The following is a 16,090-nucleotide window of genomic DNA, read 5'->3' on the forward strand; positions in this document are numbered from 1 at the left end:
CGGTGGATCCCGATACCGCACGCTACTACCGGCTGAACGCCAGCGACGTCGCCGGCCGCTATGAGGCGGTGGCGAGCCCGGTCGCCCGCTATTTCAGGCTCGCGTTCCCGGAAGGCGGGCGCGTGCTGGACGTGGGCGCGGGTTCCGGTCGAGACCTCGCCGAACTGCTCGCGCTCGGCTACGACGCCTGGGGGACCGAACCGGTGGACGCGATGGCAGAGGCCGCACGAGCCGCCCATCCGCAACTGGCTGGCCGCCTTGCCGACGTTGCTTTGCCAGCCCTCGGCCAGCCGTTCGGCGGGCAGTTCGACGGCATCCTGTGCAGCGCGGTGATGATGCACCTGCCCGAGGCAGACCTGTTCGACGCGGCATTCGCGCTGCGCAACCTGTTGCGCCCGCATGGCCGGCTGCTGCTGTCGCTGCCGCTGTCGCGCGGCGACGTGGCTGGAGGCGAACGCGGCGCCGATGGGCGGCTGTTCAAGTCGTACGCACCGGAGTACCTCCAGCTGCTGTTCGAGCGCATCGGGTTCCAGCAGGTCGGCCGCTGGGACAGCGACGACGCGATGGCGCGTGCCGGGACGCGCTGGTACATGCTGCTGCTCGAACTGCGCATCGGCGGGCCGATCCACGCGCCTCGGCCTGGAGTACAGTAATGCCCGACCGACCCGGCACAGACCGGGCGGCCCACACCGAGGAGGAGCGTCATGCCAGGACCGCACCGTTCAACGGCTGCCGTGGTGCCAGCCGCTGCCATCGTACTTGCCGCCGCATGCCTGCCTGCAATCGCCCAGGACTATCCGGCGAAACCGATCCGCATGGTCGTGCCGTTCGCGCCCGGCGGCAACACCGACATCATCGCGCGAGCGATCGCACCGGGCATGGCCCAGGACCTCGGCCAGCCGGTGATCATCGAGAACCGCGGTGGCGCCGGCAGCACCCTGGGCACTGCGATCGGTGCGAAGGCACCACCGGACGGCTATACGCTGCTGATGGTTTCCAGCGCGCACGTGATCAACCCGGCGGTTCGCAAGAGCCTGCCCTACGACTCGGTGAAGGACTTCGCGCCGGTGACGCTCGTGGCCGACGTGCCGAACGCCCTCGCGGTGCACCCGTCGGTGCCGGTGAAGGACGTGCGCGGGCTGATCGCGTTCGCCCGCAAGCGCCCGGGTGAGCTCACGTATGCGACGCCGGGCGCCGGCACCTCCTCCCACCTGGCGGTCGAGATGCTCGCTGCCGCCGAGAAGCTCAACCTTGTCCAGGTCCCCTACAAGGGGGTCGGCCCGGCCACCGCGGATGTCGTCGGTGGCCATGTACACATGATCTTCTCGAGCATGCCGGCGTTGATCGAGCACGTCAGGGCGGGCCGGTTGCGAATGCTGGCCCAGGCTGGCATGAAACGGACATCGGCCGCGTCCGACGTGCCGACCATGATCGAGGCCGGCTACAAGGACTTCTTCGTATCCAGCGGTTTCGGCATGTTCGCGCCCGCCGGCACGCCGCGGCCGATCATCGATCGCATCAACGCATCGGTGCGCAAGGTGCTCTCCGACCCGACCGTGCGCAAGCAACTGGACGGGCAGGGTGCCGAGCCGGTCGGTAACTCGCCGGACGAATACGGCCGCTACAACCGCGCCGAGATCGAGCGCTGGGCGGCGGTGGCTCGGCAGGCGAATGTGCCGATGGAGTGACCGATCACTACCTTGCCCGCAGATGGCCCTGAAATCGGGTCGCTTGCCACGCTACTTGCGATGGCTGCAGCTGACGGATGTACGTACCATGCACGCATAGGTGTGCACACCAAGGAGCGATTCATGGGTGCAGTGGTCAGCAGGGTGTTCCGCAACGGGAACGGTCAGGCGGTACGGATTCCGCAGGAGTTCCGCCTTGATGCGACCCGTGTCGAGATCAGTCGCAATGGTGAAGGCGACCTCGTCCTGAAGCCGCTGGCGGAAGATCGTGGCCAGGCGCTGCTGGATGCGCTCGGGGCGTTCGATGACGACATGACGGCAGAGTTCACCGCGCTCGTGTCTGCGGATCGCAAGGAACAGGTGCCGGTCCAGGAGCGTGATGCGCCTTGAATTACATGCTGCATACGGACACGCTGATCTATTTCATCAGGAACAAGCCGCGCGCCTGAAGGCCGATGGGAGGCTCATCGGTGGCAACGACCTGTGGATCGCGAGTCATTCTCTCGCGGAGGAGGCGACGCTGGTCACCAGCAATGTCGGCGAATTTCGCCGGATCCAGGGACTGCAGGTGGAGGACTGGGCTGGCAGGTGAACCAGCGGCTGTGAGCCAGCCCAGCGGGGCATGGACTTGGTCAGCAGAACCTTGGCGCCAGCTTCAGGTTGTGGCCTGGATAGGCGCGTGCGGTCTGCAGCAGTTTCATGTTGGCCATCGCGAGCGCCATCTCGATGCCGGCGGGCAGCGTGCGGATGATCGGGATTTCGCCGTATCCCTTGTCATCGAGCCGCTGGCGGATGCCGTCGGCCATCGCCTGCAGGTGTTCGCACGACAGGATGACCGAATCGGCGCGGTTCTCGTCGACCGCCGCGATGCATTCGGCTGCGAGGTCGTCCATGATCTTCATCAGGCCGGGATCCTGCAGACGTCCAGCCCAGTTCTCCTTGTACTTCGCGAGCAGCAGGTAGGACTCCGTCGACGTGTGCATAGGGATGCGCACGCTGACCAGCTTGTCGCCGAAGCCGTACTTCCGGGCGAGGTGGCGCACGATCAGCGAGGAAGACGGCACGGTGTGGATCTCGCTCGTTCGTTCGCCGATCAGCGAGGCCACATGCAGCGCCGCGTGGATCGCTCCGGTCACGGCCACCTTGTCCTGCATCACCACGCGCGCCGCGATGAAACCCGGATCGATCCCGCCCGTAAGGACGATGCCGTCGTACTTGCCGCTGAGCCCGTAATGCTTGACGCGGTTCACGATGCCGACATTGATGACCGCCAGGACTTCTTCGTCGCGCGTCTCGGAGGCGCTGTCGACCATGTAGCCTTCGTCCACGTCGACCTCGACACCCTGCAATGCGCCGGTGCTGCGATAGTCCTCGATGAGGTAACGCAACACCCATCCCCATTCGACCGCGGGGTTCCGGTACGGTGGTATGGCAACCAGCCTCATCTTCCAGCTCCTTTCGTGCGTCGGGATTCTTCTAACGACCTGTCACTCGGCCTGGGCGATGCCTTCGGCCTTGATCACCCGGATCCATTTGTCGATCTCGGTGCGGATGAACGCTGCGAATTCCTCGGGCGCGCTGACGACGGGCGTATTGCCTGTCCTCACCAGGCGCGAGGCGGTGTCGGTCTGGGTCAATGCACGGCGCGATTCCGCATGCAGCCGCTGCACGATCTCGACCGGTACGCCGGCGGGGCCGTACAGTCCGTACCAGCCGGACACGTTGTAGCCGGGTACGCCCGACTCGGCGATCGTCGGTACATCGGGCAGTTCACTGAACCGGCCCAAGCCAGTCAGCGCAATGCCGCGCAATCGGCCGGCTCGGACGGGCTCCAGCAAGCCCGTGGTACTTGCGATCACGAATTCGATCTCGCCGCCGAGCAGCGCAGCGGTGGACGGGCCTGCGCCCTTGAACGGCACGTGTGTCCAGCGGATGCCCGCCATGGACTGGAACAAAGCGCCGGCCAGGTGGTTTATTCCGCCCGTCCCGGAGGACCCGTAGTTGAGCTTTCCCGGGTGCTGTTTCGCCAGCGTAATCAACTGTCCGACGGTCTTCACGGGCACCGACGGGTGCGCCGCCAGCATGAACTGTCCTTCGGTCAGCTGCGACACGAAGGTGAAATCCTTGATGGGATCGTACGGCAGCTTCGCTCGCATTCCGGGGTTGATCGAGAACTCCGGCGCCGAGACGAGCAGGGTGTAGCCGTCGCCCGCGGTCTTGGCGACGAGGGTGGTGCCCGCGACTCCACCGCCTCCCGGGCGGTTGTCGACGATGAATGGAACACCCGTCTGCTCGCCGAGCTTCTGTGCGAGCAGGCGCGCCACGGTGTCCACGCCTCCGCCAGGTGCGAAAGGGACGATGATGCGGACGGGTCGTACGGGCCATCCTTGAGCCCAGGCCGGGAGGGCCAGCAGGCAGGCAAGGACCAGCCCCGCGCCGGACAACAATCGACGTCGGGTCATCGTAAGCCTCCTTGGGTGCTCCCCGCCTTCGTCGTTGGCTCTGCTGGCCGCGAGGCAGTGGACGCAGGAGAAGTCTAGACTTCGTCATGGCAGGTCCGCCATGCACTGCACTCGATACCCACTATTCATTTGAAAGAATGAACATGCAGGCGATGGATCGCAGCGAATTGCGTCTGCTCCGCGTCTTCCGCATCCTGATGACGGAACGCAGCGTTTCGCGTGCGGCCGAGCGACTGGGCTTGAGCCAGCCGGCGATGAGCCACGCGCTGCAACGACTGCGCGTGATGTTCGACGACCCGCTGCTCCTGCGATCGAGCAAGGGTATGGTGCCGACGGAACGCGCCAGCCAGATCATCGGCGTCGTCGATGGCCTGCTGGCAGACTACGACCGCCTCGTTTCGCCGCAGGGGCTGTTCGATCCCGCGCTTTCGCAGCGACGTTTCGTGCTGACCGCACCCGAGTATGCAGAGCACCTGCTGCTGCCACTATTGTTCAAGCACCTGCGTGAAAATGCACCGGGCATCAGCGTGGAGGTGCGCACCCCCGACCGCGATCGGGGTCCGATGTGGCTCGAGCGGGGCGAGGTCGACCTGCGCATCGCCTGGATCCTGAAGCCGCCACCCTCGCTACGCTCGACGCCGCTGTTTCAGGACCGCATCGTCTGCATTGCCGATCGCGATCATCCGACCGTGCACGGCGCGCTGTCGCTGGCGCAGTACCTTGCGCTGCCACATATCCGGTTGCTCGGCGGCGGGCGAACGACGGCAGGCCAGGTGATTGACGGGGCGATCGAGAAGGCCGGTGGCGGCTCGCGGCCGATGTTCCTCGTGCAGAATGTGTTGACCATACCGCTGATGGTCGTCGGCACCGACATGATCGCCACGCTGCCCCAGGCGCTTGCGGCACGCTTCAGGCAGCAGCATCCTGTGCAGGTGCTTGATGTGCCATTGCCATTGCCGCGGGTACGGTACGCGGCGTACTGGCATGAACGCAGCCATCGCGACGCCGGACACCGGTGGCTGCGCAGTGCAGTGGCGCTGGCTGCAAAAGGATGCATCGAGGCGCCGATGGACCCTGCCGGCGCGAGGACATAGACTCCAGCGACCGAGTTTGTCGTGTCGAAGCAAACTGCGATGTCCCTGTCCAGATCCCTTGCCGTACTGCTGACGCTGCCCTGTGCCGCCTTCTTTCAGGCGCAGGCGCAGACGCAGACTTTGAGCCCCGCTACCTGGCCCGACCGCCCGCTCCGCCTGATCGCCCCGGTCTCCCCCGGCGGCGGCGGCGACTTCTCCGCGCGGCTGCTGGCGAAGTCGCTGGCCGCGTCGCTGCGCCAGCCGGTGGTGGTCGACAACCGCCCCGGCGGTGGCGGCGTGCTGGGTACGGCACTGGCCGCGCAGGCCCCGGCCGACGGTTACACGGTGCTCTGGGTGTCCGGCTCGCATGCGATCAGTGCCGCGTTCGAGCGCAACCTTCCCTACGATCCGGTGAAGTCGTTCGATCCGGTCGCGCTGTTCGCGAAGCTGCCGTTCATCCTGGTGGTGAGCCCGACGCTGAACGTCTCCACGCTGCCGGAACTGCTTGCCCGGCTGCGAGCGAACCCGGGCAAGCTCAACTATGCCAGCAGCGGCATCGGCAGCATCTCGCACGTCGGGCTCGAGATGCTCAAGCTGATGGCGAAGGTCGACATGGTCAACGTGAACTTCAAGGGCGCGGCCCCGTCGATCGCGGCGCTGTTGTCCGGGGAGGTCCAGATGGCGATGCTCGGCCCGCTGTCGGTGAAGCCGCAGATCGCCAACGGCCGGCTGCGGGCGCTGGCGGTGAGCACTGCGAAGCGCTCACCCGCATTGCCTGGCGTGCCGACCTTCGCGGAATCCGGCGTGCCGGGCTACGAGATCGCATCCTGGTACGGCATGGTCGCACCGCGCGGTACGCCCCGGGCTGCGATCGAACGGCTCAACGCGGCGATCAACGCGGCCGCGGACGAGCCCGTGGTGCGCGAGGCGCTCGCCGAGGAGGGCGCCGAACTGGTGAAGGGCACGCCGCAGGCGTTCGACGCCTTCCTGCGCGCGCAGGTCGCGCAGTTCGTCGCGCTGCGTGGCAAGGTCGACCTCCAGCTGCGCTGACGCGATTGCGGCAAAGGCTGTACCGTAGCGATGGAACGCATCCCGGAGCCCCAGCATGACCCGTGAATCCGCCGTCTCGCGCGCCACGCGCCACTTCGATGAAGGCCGCTTCATCGAGGACCTCGCGCGCCGTGTCGCAATCCGCACCGAGAGCCAGGTGCCAGAGAGCCGTCCCCACCTCGATGCCTACCTGCGCGACGAGATGACCGGTGCCTTCGAGGCGATGGGCTTCCGTGTCGACATCCTGCCGAACCCGGTGGAAAGTGCCGGGCCGATCCTGCTCGCCGAGCGCATCGAGGGTGAATCGCTGCCGACCATGCTCTGCTACGGCCATGGTGACGTGATCCGCGGCCTGGAGGGGCAATGGCGCGACGGACTGTCCCCCTGGGTGCTGAAGCAGGAGGGCGAGCGCTGGTACGGGCGCGGTTCCGCGGACAACAAGGCGCAGCACTCGATCAACATGGCCGCGCTCGCGATGGTGATCGCCGAGCGCGGCCGGCTCGGCTTCAATGCGCGCTTCATGCTCGAGACCGGCGAGGAGATGGGCTCGCCCGGCCTGCGCGAGTTCTGCGACCGGCATCGCGACCGGCTGCGCGCCGACGTGCTGATCGCCTCCGACGGACCCAGGCTGTCGGCGCACAGGCCGACGCTCTACCTCGGTTCGCGGGGTGTGATGAACATCGACTTTGCGATCGACCTGCGCGAGGGCGCGCACCACTCGGGCAACTGGGGCGGGCTGCTGGCCAACCCGGGCATCGTGCTGGCGCATGCGCTGGCGAGCATCGTGACGCGCGATGGCAAGGTGCTGGTGCCGGGGTTGCTGCCAGACGGTATCCCGGACAGCATCCGCGAAGTCCTGGTCGACTGCGCACCGCGGCCCGAGCCAGGCGAGCCGACGATCGACGAAGGCTGGGGCGAGCCGGGCCTGACCACCGCGGAGAAGCTCTACGCCTGGAACACCTTCGAGATCCTCGCCTGCCGAACCGGCAACCCGGACAACCCGGTCAACGCGATCCCCGGCCGTGCGACGGCCACCTGCCAGGTGCGCTTCGTGGCCGGCTGCGATCCCAGGACCTTCGTGCCGATCCTGCGCAGCCACCTCGATGCCGCGGGATTCCCGATGGTCCGGGTGAGCCCGGCGCGCTCGAGCTTCATGGAGGCTACGCGCATGGATCCGAAGGATCCGTGGGTGCAGTGGGCCGCCGAGTCGATGGAGCGCACCATCGGCGAGCGCCCGGCGATCCTGCCGAACATCGGCGGCTCGCTGCCGAACGACTGCTTCGCGCACGTGCTGGGCCTGCCGACGTTGTGGGTGCCGCACTCCTATGCCGGCTGCTCGCAGCACGCGCCGGACGAGCATGTGCTCGCGCCGGTCCTGCGCGAAGGACTGCAGCTGATGACCGGGCTGTTCTGGGACCTGGGCGAGAAGGACGCTGCTCGCCCTTGATGCCGGCCGCCGCCCAGTGAACGTCCCCAAGGATGCATCGCCGATGTACCACCCTCTGCCCCCTTCCTTGATGTGCACCGCGCTGCTCGCGATACCGGCCCTCGCGTCCCCGGCTTTCGGCCAGGCCTGGCCGGCGAAGCCCATCCGCATGATCGTGCCGGTGGCACCGGGTGGCGGCGCGGACATCACCTCCCGGCTGGTCGCGGCGAAGCTGTCCGAGCGCTTCGGCCAGCAGGTGATCGTCGACAACCGTTCCGGGGCGGGCGGCATCGTCGGCCTGGAGATGCTCGCGCGGTCCAACCCGGACGGCTATACGATCTCGCAGGGCGGGGTAGGTCCGCTCGCGGTGAACCCGAGCCTCTACGCGAAGCTGCCCTACGATCCGCTGAAGGATTTCGCGCCGATCCTGCGCGCGGTGTCGGCGCTCAACGTGCTGGTGGTGCATCCGTCGGTGCCGGTGCAGTCGGTGAAGGACCTCATCGCATTTGCGCGCGCCAACCCGGGCAAGCTCAACTACGGCTCCTCGGGCGCGGGCCGCGCCGACCATCTTGCCGGTGAACTGTTCTCGATGATGGCCGGGGTGCGGATGCAGCACGTGCCATACAAGGGTGGCGGCCCGGCGATGACCGACCTGGTCGGTGGCAACCTGCAGCTGATCTTCGCCACCGTGTCCACCGCGGCGAGCCACATGAAGAGCGGCAAGGTACGCACCCTCGCCAACACCTCGGCCGTGCGCTCCGACCTGTTTCCCGACCTGCCGACGATCGGCGAATCCGGCGTGCCCGGCTTCGCGATCGACAACTGGTACTCGTTCATCGCACCGGCCGGCACGCCTGCGCCCATCGTCGACATGCTCAACGTCGAGATCGCCCGTACGCTGTCGCTGCCGGACGTGAAGGAGCGGCTGCACGTGCTGGGCATCGTGCCGTTCACCACGGCGCGGCCCGCCGAGTTCGCGCAGTACCTGCGCGCCGAGATCGCGAAGTACGCGAAGCTCGTGAAGGCCGTCGGCATCACGCCGGAGTAGCCCGATGCCACGCTTCCTGCACACTGCCGACTGGCAGATCGGCCGCCAGTACAGCCAGTTCCCGCCGGACGATGGCGTGCCGCTGGCCGAGGCGCGGCTCGAGGCGGTCGCGACGATCGCCCGGCTGGCCACCGAGCATGCGGTCGACGCCGTGCTGGTGGCCGGCGACGTGTTCGATGCGCAGGCAGTCTCCGAGCGCACGATCCGCCGGCTGTTCGCGCAGCTCGCCGGCTTCGTGGGTCCCTGGCTGATGATTCCCGGCAACCACGATGCCGCGCTCGCCGAGAGCGTCTGGACCTGCGCGCGGCGCATCGGTGCGGTACCGCCCAACGTCCACCTGGCCCTAGAACCGGGCGTGCTCGACTTCGCGGCGCTCGGCTTCGTGGCGCTCGCGGCACCGCTGACCCAGCGCCATACCTACAACGACCTCACCGAGTGGTTCGACACCGCAACGACGCCGCCGGGCCTGCTGCGCATCGGCCTGGCGCACGGCTGCGTGCAGGGCCAGCTGGCCGAGGACATCGATTCGCCGAATCCGATCGGCGCCGATCGGGCGCGCCGGTCGCGGCTCGACTACCTGGCGCTCGGCGACTGGCATGGTTGCCGGCAGATGGACGAGCGCACCTGGTACAGCGGCACGCCCGAGCCGGACCGCTTCCGCGACAACGATCCCGGCCATGTGCTGCGGGTGGAGATAGAGGCGCCCGGGACGCTGCCGGTGGTGACGCGCATCGCGACCGGCCGCTACCGCTGGCGCACGCTGGAGGCCAGCCTGTCGGTGGCGAGCGACGTGGAGCAGCTGGCCAGGACGCTCGCCGCGGCACAGGCGGCCGACGTCCTTTCGCTGCAGGTGACGGGACAGGTCGACCTGCCGGGGCTGGTCCGGCTGCGCGAGGCGATCGGGCTGGCCGAGGCCGCCATGCGCCATCTGCAATCTGATCTCGCGCCGCTGCGGCTGGTGCCGACCGCCGAGGACATTGCCGCGCTGGATGCGGACGGCTACCTCGGCGACCTGATCGCCGAGCTGCGCGACGCGCAATCCGGTGGCGCCGATCCCGAGGCGGCAGCCGTCGCCGGCCATGCCCTCGGGCTCCTCGCCACCTTCCTGCTCGAAGGCCGCGATGCGGTGGCGCCGGCATGAGGCTGCAGCGGCTGAAGGTCGAGCAGCTGCGCCAGTTCCGCGCGCCGTTCGAGCTCGATGGCATCGAGCCGGGGCTGAACCTGTTCGTCGGCGAGAACGAGGCGGGCAAGAGCACGCTGGTGCGGGCGATCCGCGCCGCCTTCTTCGAGCGGCATCGGTCATCCACGGTCGAAGACCTTCGGCCGTGGGGCGAGGCCACTGCGACACCGACCATCGAGCTCGACTTCACGGTGGGCGACACCGCCTTCCATCTGCGCAAGTCATTTCTGCAGCGCAAGCGTTGCGAGCTGAAGTACGGGGCCCGCACGCTCGATGGCGAGGATGCGGAGCAGTATCTCGCCGAGCTGCTCGGTTTCAGCTTCGCCGGCAAGGGTGCCAGCCGTCCCGAGCACTGGGGTATCCCCGGGCTGCTCTGGATCGAGCAGGGGCAGGGACACCTCATCAAGTCCTCGGTCGAGAACGCGGCCGACCACCTGCGCAAGGCACTGGACGTGTCGGTCGGCGAAGTCGCGAGCACCCAGGGCGACGCGTTGATCGCGAAGGTACGCGCCGAGCGCGACCTGCTGCTTACTCCGAAGGACGACAAGCCGCGCGGCGAACTGAAGCGTGCGCTCGATGAGTGCGACGAGCTGCAGGCACAGCTCGCCGAGCAGGATGCGCGGATCGAGGCCTACCGCCGGCAGGTAGACCAGCTCGCGGCGCTCAAGGCGGAGCACGCACTGGAGCAGGTGGCGCGGCCCTGGGATGCGCTGCGCTTGCAGCAGCAGGCGGCGGAGCAGGCGCTCGCCGCAAGCGAGGCCCTCGCGCGGCAGCTCGACGCGGACAGGGCGTCGCTGCAGCCGGTCGAGGAGCGGCTGCAGATGGCCGAGCTGCAACTGGCCGGCTACGACGAGGACCGGCGCGCACTGGCGCAGCGCGAAGCCGGACTGGCCGAGGCGGCGCAGCGCCTGGAGGCGGCCACCGCGATCGAGGCGCGCCGTGCCGGCGAACACGCCCAGGCCGAAGCCGCCTGCGGCCTGACTGCAGCCGCGCTCGAGCAGGCGCGCCACGATGACCTGCGCCGCGACCTGGCCGAGCGTGCGGCCGACGCCGACACGCGCGTGCGGGAACTGGACACGCTGCTGCAGCGCGCCGTCGCTGAGCAGGTGCGCATCGAACAGTTGCGCCAGCAGGCGGCGGCCACCGCCATCGAGCCGGCGGACGTCGACCGGCTGCGCGGCCTGGCCGCGGAACTCGAGGCCTTGCGCATCCGGCAGCAGGTCGTGGCGACCCGGATCCGCTTCCGGCTCGTCGACGGCGCACAGGTAACACTCGCCGGCGAACCGCTGCAGGGCGAAGGTGAGCGTCTGCTCACTTCGGCGACATCTATCGAAATACCTGGAGGACATCTCGAGGTTGTACCTGGCGGCGACACGCTGGGCGCACTCGCGCGGGACGAGGCCGATGCCCGCGCGGCCTGCGATGCGCTGCTGCAGCGCTGTGGCGTGGCGACCGTCGCGGACGCCGAAGCCCGCCTGTCCGGGCACCGGCAGGCGCTGCAGGACGGCGCCCAGGCGTCGCGGACGCTGGCGAGCCTGGCGCCGAAGGGCATCGATGCGCTGAAGGCCGACCGGGTCGGGCTGCTCGCCCGGATCGAGGTGTTGCAGCAGCAGATGGCGGCACTTCCGGCGGACGAACGGGCGGCTGGCGACCCGGGTACGACAGCCTCGCTCGCCGAGGCCGATACCCGGCACCAGGCTGCGCGCGACCAGGCCGCGACGATCGGTACACAGCTGGCCGAGGCGACGCAGGCGCGCCTGGTCGCGCATGAACAGCATGCCGCGGCGATTCGGGAGCACGCCCGGCTGCAGGTCAGTCTCGGCGCCGCCGACCGGCAGTCGCGGGAGCAGGATGCGGGCCGGCAACTGCTGGCCGTCCGGGCCGAGCGCCAGGCACTGCTCGCGTCGATCGCGTCGAAGGCGGACGCGGTCGCGGGCACGCAGCCCGACATACTGCGGCAGTCGGTGGAGCGCTTCCGGCGCAGCGCGGAGCTCGCCGAGCGTGCGCACCAGGAGCGCGATCGCGACATCACGCGGCTCAACGGCATGCTGGAGGAGGCCGGCGCACAGGGCTTCGAGGAAGCCCGCGCCGCGCTGGCCGTGCGCCTCGAGGCCGCACTGCGCCGCCAGCGCGAGCTCGACCTGCGTGCCAGGGCGCTGCACCTGCTGCTCGAACGGCTCGAGGCGAGCCGCCGCGAGCGCATGCGCCAGCTGCGCGCGCCGCTGCAGGCGCGCATCGACCACTACATCCGCCTGCTGTTTCCGAAGGCCGCGCTGGAGGTCGGCGACGACCTGCTGCCCGGCCTGCTCACCCGTCCGGCGACGCAGGGCGACGAGTCTGGCGCAGTTTCTGAACTCAGCCACGGTGCGCGCGAGCAGATGGGCGTACTGACCCGGCTCGCCTATGCCGACCTGCTGCAGGAGGCTGGCCGCCCGACGCTGGTGATCCTCGACGATGCCCTGGTACACAGCGATAGTGAGCGGCTCGACCGGATGAAGCGCGTGCTGTTCGACGCGGCGCAGCGCCACCAGGTGCTGCTGTTCACCTGCCATCCGGCGGCGTGGCGCGACATGGGCGTGGTGGCGCGCACGATCGCGCGCGGGTAGCGCTCTCATGGGCGGCGGCGTGTAACCTGCTACCCTCGCGGGCTTCGAGGATGGCGCGCACATGAGCAGCAAGACCGGCCGCAACGATCCCTGCCCCTGTGGCAGCGGACGCAAGTTCAAGCTCTGCCACGGCCGCGATCCCGGCCCGGAGGCGGCCGGCGATCGTTCGCATGTCGATGCCGGCCGGCGCGCGCTCGAGTGGATCGGCAACCGCCACCGCAAGGCACTCGAACGCGAGACCACCGACCTGCTGTTCGAGGATCTCTGGCCCGAGGATGGTCCGCATCCCGAGGACGTCGACCCGCAGTTGATGCAGCAGATCATCATCAACATCAACGAGTGGATGCTGGCCGCCGGATCGATCGAGATCCGGAAGGAGCTGCACCGGCTCAATGACATGGTGCTCGCCGATGGCGGGCCGCCACTGAATCCTGCGCAGCGCGAGTACCTCCGGCAACTCGGGACCACCCCGCTCGGCCTCTACTACGTGACCGATGTCACCGCACGCGAAGGCGTGACGCTGGTCGATGCGCTCGCGCCTGGCCAGCCGCCGGTGTTCGTCAACGACGTGGCGCTCTCGGATACCGCCGATCCGGGCCTGCTGCTCGGTTGCCGCATCCTGAAGCTCGGCGATCGGCACGAGCTGTCCGGGTGCCTCTATCCGTTCCCGGAACTCGGTGCGGGCCACGCCATCGACGGCGTGCGCGAGCACCTGGCGCACGAGGACATCCCAGCGGAAGAGCGCATTTACGAGCAGGGCTGGGCCATCATGGCGATCTGGCTCGACCATGTACTGATGCCGGCCGAACCGTCTGAACTCCGGGACGCGTCGACTGGCGAGCCCCTTGTGTTCGTCACCGACCACTACCGCGTGCCTGATGCCGGGGCGCTGAAGGCCTTGCTCGATGCGTGTCCCGAACTCGAGGCCGATGGCCATGGCGGCTGGGTGAAGCTCTCCACCGCCGAGGACGGCACGCAGCGCGCCGCCCTGCATGTCCATCCGGGCAAGGTCTCGTCACGGCTGGAAGTGTTCTACCGCACCGAGGCGCTGGCCGATGAGGGACGGCCGTGGTTCGAGGTCGTGGCCGGCGACTCGGTGAAGCACCTCAGCCGGGATCGTACCGATCCGCTAGAGGCACTGCGCGGCGGGCTCGAGCAGGACGACGACCGCTGAAGTTTCACTCGGGCTGGAGGCCGGCCGCCTTGGCGATCGCCGCGAACTTCGGTACCTCCGCGCGCATGAACGATGCGAACTCCTCCGGCGTGCTGCTGATCGGATCGAGGCCCTGCGCATCGAGGAACTTCCGCATATCGGGTTCGGCCACCATCTTGCGAAGTGCGTCGTTCAGTGTGTCGACGATCGGCTTCGGTACGCCGGCCGACGACACCAGTCCGAACCAGGTCGTGATGTCGTAGCCGGGCAGCCCCGATTCGGCCACTGTCGGGACGTCCTTCAGCTGGCTGGAGCGCGTGCGTCCGGTCACCGCGAGCCCACGCAGCTTGCCGTTGCGCGCATAGGGCAGCGCACCGGAGATGCCGCCGAAGTAGAAGTCGATCTGGCCGCCCATCAGGTCGGCCAGCACCGGGGCAGCACCCTTGTACGGCACATGCAGCACGTCGATCTTCGCCATCGTCTTGAACAGCTCACCGGCCAGGTGTGGCGGTGCACCGACACCGGACGAGCCGTAGGTCATCTGACCCGGGCGGCTGCGGGCGAGCGCGATCAGCTCCTTCACGTTCTTCGCCGGCACCGACGGGTGCGAGACCAGCAGGTACTGGTTCTGCGCGACCAGCCCGATCGCGGTGAAGTCGCGCGTGACGTCGTAGCCGAGCTTCTTGTAAAGGCTGGGCCCGATGGTCACGAAGCTGCCGGCGAGCAGCAGGCTGTAGCCGTCGGGTGCCGAGCGCGCGATGTTCTCGGCGGCGATATGCCCACCCGCGCCGGCTCGGTTGTCGATCACCACCGGCTGGCCGAGCATCTCGGACAGCCGGCGGCCGACCGCGCGGGTGACGATGTCGCTCGGCCCGCCAGCCGGGAAGGCGGCGACGAAGCGGATGGGCTTTGCCGGGAAGGCCTGCGCGGACGCTGGCAGCGGCAGCAACAACGGCGCTGCCGCGCCGCAGATCGCAAGCATCGCCGCTGCCGGCGAAGGGGATGCGGTAGTCAGGGATTTCATCAGTCGTGTACCGGCTTCATCTGTGGCGGGAAGTCCGGCTCCAGCGGCACCCGGAACGCGTTGACGATCGAGCCGAGCCCGAGGAAGTAGGCGCAGGTGATCGTGAGGTCGGTGATGCCGCGTTCGCCCAGCCGCTGCTTCACCGCGGCGAAGGTTTCGTCGCCGACCTGGCCGTGGTGCCGGAACGCGCGCGCATAGGCGATTGCGGCCCGCTCCATGTCGTCGGTCGTCGAAGGAACCTCGCCCGCGTTCAGCGCGTCGAGCTCCGCCTGCGTGATGCCGGCCTTGCGTGCCGACGGTACATGGTGCGTCCACGCATACTGGTTGCCGCGCGCCATCGACAGGATCGCGAACTCGCGCGGCCGGCCCGACAGCGAGCTGTGGTAGCGGACGTACTCGCCCAGCGCTGCGAAGCAGCCGAGCCCGTCCGGCGCGTGGCTCATGCTGGCCAGGATGCCGGAGACGTAGCCGCGCGTGGCGGTGATGCGGTCGTAGACGAGCGCGAGGTCGGCGCTGTGCGCCGGGTCGGCGGGCGCAATGCGCGGCGCAGCGCCGTCGGCCGCCGCCGGCCGACCCAGGCCCGACAGAAAGCCGTGCAGCACGCGCGAGCAGGCATCGGGAATCTGCGCGGTCATGCCGTGGCCGCCGCCGGGGATGCCCACATAGGTGCAGTGGCGCAGGCAGGTGCGCATCAGCGCGTACTCGCTGTCCTCGACCGAAGGGTCGGGCTCCGGAACGCACATCAGCACGGGGAAATCGAATGCAGCCAGCTTCTCGGGGAAGTAATGGCTGGCCAGCAGTGGCACGAAGCGGCCGAGGAACTCGGGCGTCACGCCCTCCGCCGTATCGAGATACCAGCGGATCATTTCAGGAGACGCCTCGCCGATCCGGTCGTGCACCGTCTCGTTGAGGAAATGACGTACGCCGTTCTTGCCGACCCGCTCCAGCCAGTTGCCCTTCTTCGGGCGCGACGGGTGGATACCCGGCGTCGCGGCAAACAGTGCCAGCGAGGCGAAGCGCGACGGCGCCTGCAGCGCCGCGTCCATCGCGATGATGCCGCCTGCGGACGAGCCCATCACATGCGCTTCGACGATGCCGAGATGATCGAACAGTTCGAGCAGGTCGAGCCCGAGCCGCTCCAGCGTCAGCGGCTGGTCGAGGCCGGCGTCGGACCGGCCGTGGCCGCGCAGGTCGGGCCGCACCACCCGGTACTCGCGCGCGAAGTGCGGCACCCAGGCCTGCAGCCGCTCGGCGCTGCCCATGCCCGGATGGATCAGTACCAGGACCGGTGCAGGCTTCCAGGCGTCGGTGAAATCGTCGACTCGGTAGGCGAGGCGCACGCCGTCGCTGGCGGTGAAGTACTCGGGGACGGTCATCGGC

At 68.7% G+C, this 16,090-nt stretch carries 14 protein-coding genes and 1 pseudogene; 11 read left to right on the plus strand and 4 right to left on the minus strand.

The genetic code is table 11. From position 1 onward, the window contains the following. The first annotated feature begins 2 nt into the window (after nt 1–2). From ING98_04230 to ING98_04245, 4 genes are all read left to right on the plus strand, one after another. Nucleotides 3–653 carry a class I SAM-dependent methyltransferase gene (locus ING98_04230; protein MCA3101058.1) on the plus strand — a complete coding sequence of 217 codons (651 nt, stop codon included), beginning with the start codon at nt 3–5 and terminating at the stop codon, nt 651–653. Between the two features lie 51 nt (nt 654–704). Next, nucleotides 705–1,688 (plus strand): tripartite tricarboxylate transporter substrate binding protein, encoded by a 984-nt coding sequence (locus ING98_04235; GenBank protein ID MCA3101059.1) that lies wholly within the window; start codon nt 705–707, stop codon nt 1,686–1,688. A 123-nt stretch (nt 1,689–1,811) separates the two neighbouring features. Next, complete coding sequence (locus ING98_04240; GenBank protein ID MCA3101060.1) at nt 1,812–2,078, plus strand: AbrB/MazE/SpoVT family DNA-binding domain-containing protein; 267 nt, start codon at nt 1,812–1,814, stop codon at nt 2,076–2,078. Then, a complete protein-coding gene (locus ING98_04245; GenBank protein MCA3101061.1) occupies nt 2,068–2,280 on the plus strand; it encodes a hypothetical protein in 213 nt (70 codons plus the stop codon). The genes ING98_04240 and ING98_04245 overlap by 11 nt, the downstream gene beginning before the upstream one ends. 40 nt (nt 2,281–2,320) lie before the next feature. On the opposite strand, the gene ING98_04250 is transcribed toward ING98_04245, so the two are convergent. Then, the gene (locus tag ING98_04250) at nt 2,321–3,133 is read right to left on the minus strand and encodes a hypothetical protein (protein MCA3101062.1); all 813 of its coding nucleotides are present in this window, start codon (nt 3,131–3,133) and stop codon (nt 2,321–2,323) included. Nucleotides 3,134–3,175: 42 nt separating this feature from the next. After that, a complete protein-coding gene (locus ING98_04255) occupies nt 3,176–4,150 on the minus strand; it encodes a tripartite tricarboxylate transporter substrate binding protein (GenBank protein MCA3101063.1) in 975 nt (324 codons plus the stop codon). A gap of 137 nt (nt 4,151–4,287) precedes the next feature. Between ING98_04255 and ING98_04260 the strand changes: the two genes are divergently transcribed. The 7 genes and pseudogenes from ING98_04260 (at nt 4,288) to ING98_04290 (ending at nt 12,672) form a co-directional block, all read left to right on the plus strand. Then, nucleotides 4,288–5,244, plus strand: a complete 957-nt coding sequence (locus tag ING98_04260; GenBank protein MCA3101064.1) for a LysR family transcriptional regulator — start codon at nt 4,288–4,290, stop codon at nt 5,242–5,244. Between the two features lie 39 nt (nt 5,245–5,283). Then, a complete protein-coding gene (locus ING98_04265) occupies nt 5,284–6,273 on the plus strand; it encodes a tripartite tricarboxylate transporter substrate binding protein (protein ID MCA3101065.1) in 990 nt (329 codons plus the stop codon). Between the two features lie 55 nt (nt 6,274–6,328). Then, on the plus strand, nt 6,329–7,720 hold the full coding sequence (locus tag ING98_04270; GenBank protein MCA3101066.1) for a M20 family metallopeptidase: 1,392 nt from the start codon (nt 6,329–6,331) through the stop codon (nt 7,718–7,720). Nucleotides 7,721–7,763: 43 nt separating this feature from the next. Then, complete coding sequence (locus ING98_04275; GenBank protein ID MCA3101067.1) at nt 7,764–8,747, plus strand: tripartite tricarboxylate transporter substrate binding protein; 984 nt, start codon at nt 7,764–7,766, stop codon at nt 8,745–8,747. Nucleotides 8,748–8,751: 4 nt separating this feature from the next. Next, the gene (locus ING98_04280) at nt 8,752–9,888 is read left to right on the plus strand and encodes a DNA repair exonuclease (GenBank protein MCA3101068.1); all 1,137 of its coding nucleotides are present in this window, start codon (nt 8,752–8,754) and stop codon (nt 9,886–9,888) included. Continuing rightward, the gene (locus ING98_04285; GenBank protein MCA3101069.1) at nt 9,885–12,533 is read left to right on the plus strand and encodes an AAA family ATPase; all 2,649 of its coding nucleotides are present in this window, start codon (nt 9,885–9,887) and stop codon (nt 12,531–12,533) included. The genes ING98_04280 and ING98_04285 overlap by 4 nt, the downstream gene beginning before the upstream one ends. Before the next feature lie 70 nt (nt 12,534–12,603). Beyond that, nucleotides 12,604–12,672 (plus strand): annotated as a pseudogene (locus tag ING98_04290) (SEC-C domain-containing protein). Nucleotides 12,673–13,711: 1,039 nt separating this feature from the next. On the opposite strand, the gene ING98_04295 reads toward ING98_04290, so the two are convergent. Continuing rightward, nucleotides 13,712–14,710, minus strand: a complete 999-nt coding sequence (locus ING98_04295; GenBank protein MCA3101070.1) for a tripartite tricarboxylate transporter substrate binding protein — start codon at nt 14,708–14,710, stop codon at nt 13,712–13,714. Then, nucleotides 14,710–16,086 (minus strand): alpha/beta fold hydrolase, encoded by a 1,377-nt coding sequence (locus tag ING98_04300; protein MCA3101071.1) that lies wholly within the window; start codon nt 16,084–16,086, stop codon nt 14,710–14,712. Before ING98_04300 ends, ING98_04295 begins: the two co-directional genes overlap by 1 nt. Between the last annotated feature and the right edge of the window lie 4 nt (nt 16,087–16,090).

Source organism: Rhodocyclaceae bacterium, assembly GCA_020248265.1.
Taxonomy (GTDB): domain Bacteria; phylum Pseudomonadota; class Gammaproteobacteria; order Burkholderiales; family CAIKXV01; genus CAIKXV01.

Bases quoted from the DNA above. Each gene is read 5' to 3' on its own strand.
- ING98_04235 (MCA3101059.1), top strand. From the start codon at position 705: ATGCCAGGACCGCACCGTTCAACGGCTGCCGTGGTGCCAGCCGCTGCC.
- ING98_04240 (MCA3101060.1), top strand. From the start codon at position 1,812: ATGGGTGCAGTGGTCAGCAGGGTGTTCCGCAACGGGAACGGTCAGGCG.
- ING98_04245 (MCA3101061.1), top strand. From the start codon at position 2,068: ATGCGCCTTGAATTACATGCTGCATACGGACACGCTGATCTATTTCAT.
- ING98_04250 (MCA3101062.1), bottom strand. From the start codon at position 3,133: ATGAGGCTGGTTGCCATACCACCGTACCGGAACCCCGCGGTCGAATGG.
- ING98_04255 (MCA3101063.1), bottom strand. From the start codon at position 4,150: ATGACCCGACGTCGATTGTTGTCCGGCGCGGGGCTGGTCCTTGCCTGC.
- ING98_04260 (MCA3101064.1), top strand. From the start codon at position 4,288: ATGAACATGCAGGCGATGGATCGCAGCGAATTGCGTCTGCTCCGCGTC.
- ING98_04265 (MCA3101065.1), top strand. From the start codon at position 5,284: ATGTCCCTGTCCAGATCCCTTGCCGTACTGCTGACGCTGCCCTGTGCC.
- ING98_04270 (MCA3101066.1), top strand. From the start codon at position 6,329: ATGACCCGTGAATCCGCCGTCTCGCGCGCCACGCGCCACTTCGATGAA.
- ING98_04275 (MCA3101067.1), top strand. From the start codon at position 7,764: ATGTACCACCCTCTGCCCCCTTCCTTGATGTGCACCGCGCTGCTCGCG.
- ING98_04280 (MCA3101068.1), top strand. From the start codon at position 8,752: ATGCCACGCTTCCTGCACACTGCCGACTGGCAGATCGGCCGCCAGTAC.
- ING98_04285 (MCA3101069.1), top strand. From the start codon at position 9,885: ATGAGGCTGCAGCGGCTGAAGGTCGAGCAGCTGCGCCAGTTCCGCGCG.
- ING98_04295 (MCA3101070.1), bottom strand. From the start codon at position 14,710: ATGAAATCCCTGACTACCGCATCCCCTTCGCCGGCAGCGGCGATGCTT.
- ING98_04300 (MCA3101071.1), bottom strand. From the start codon at position 16,086: ATGACCGTCCCCGAGTACTTCACCGCCAGCGACGGCGTGCGCCTCGCC.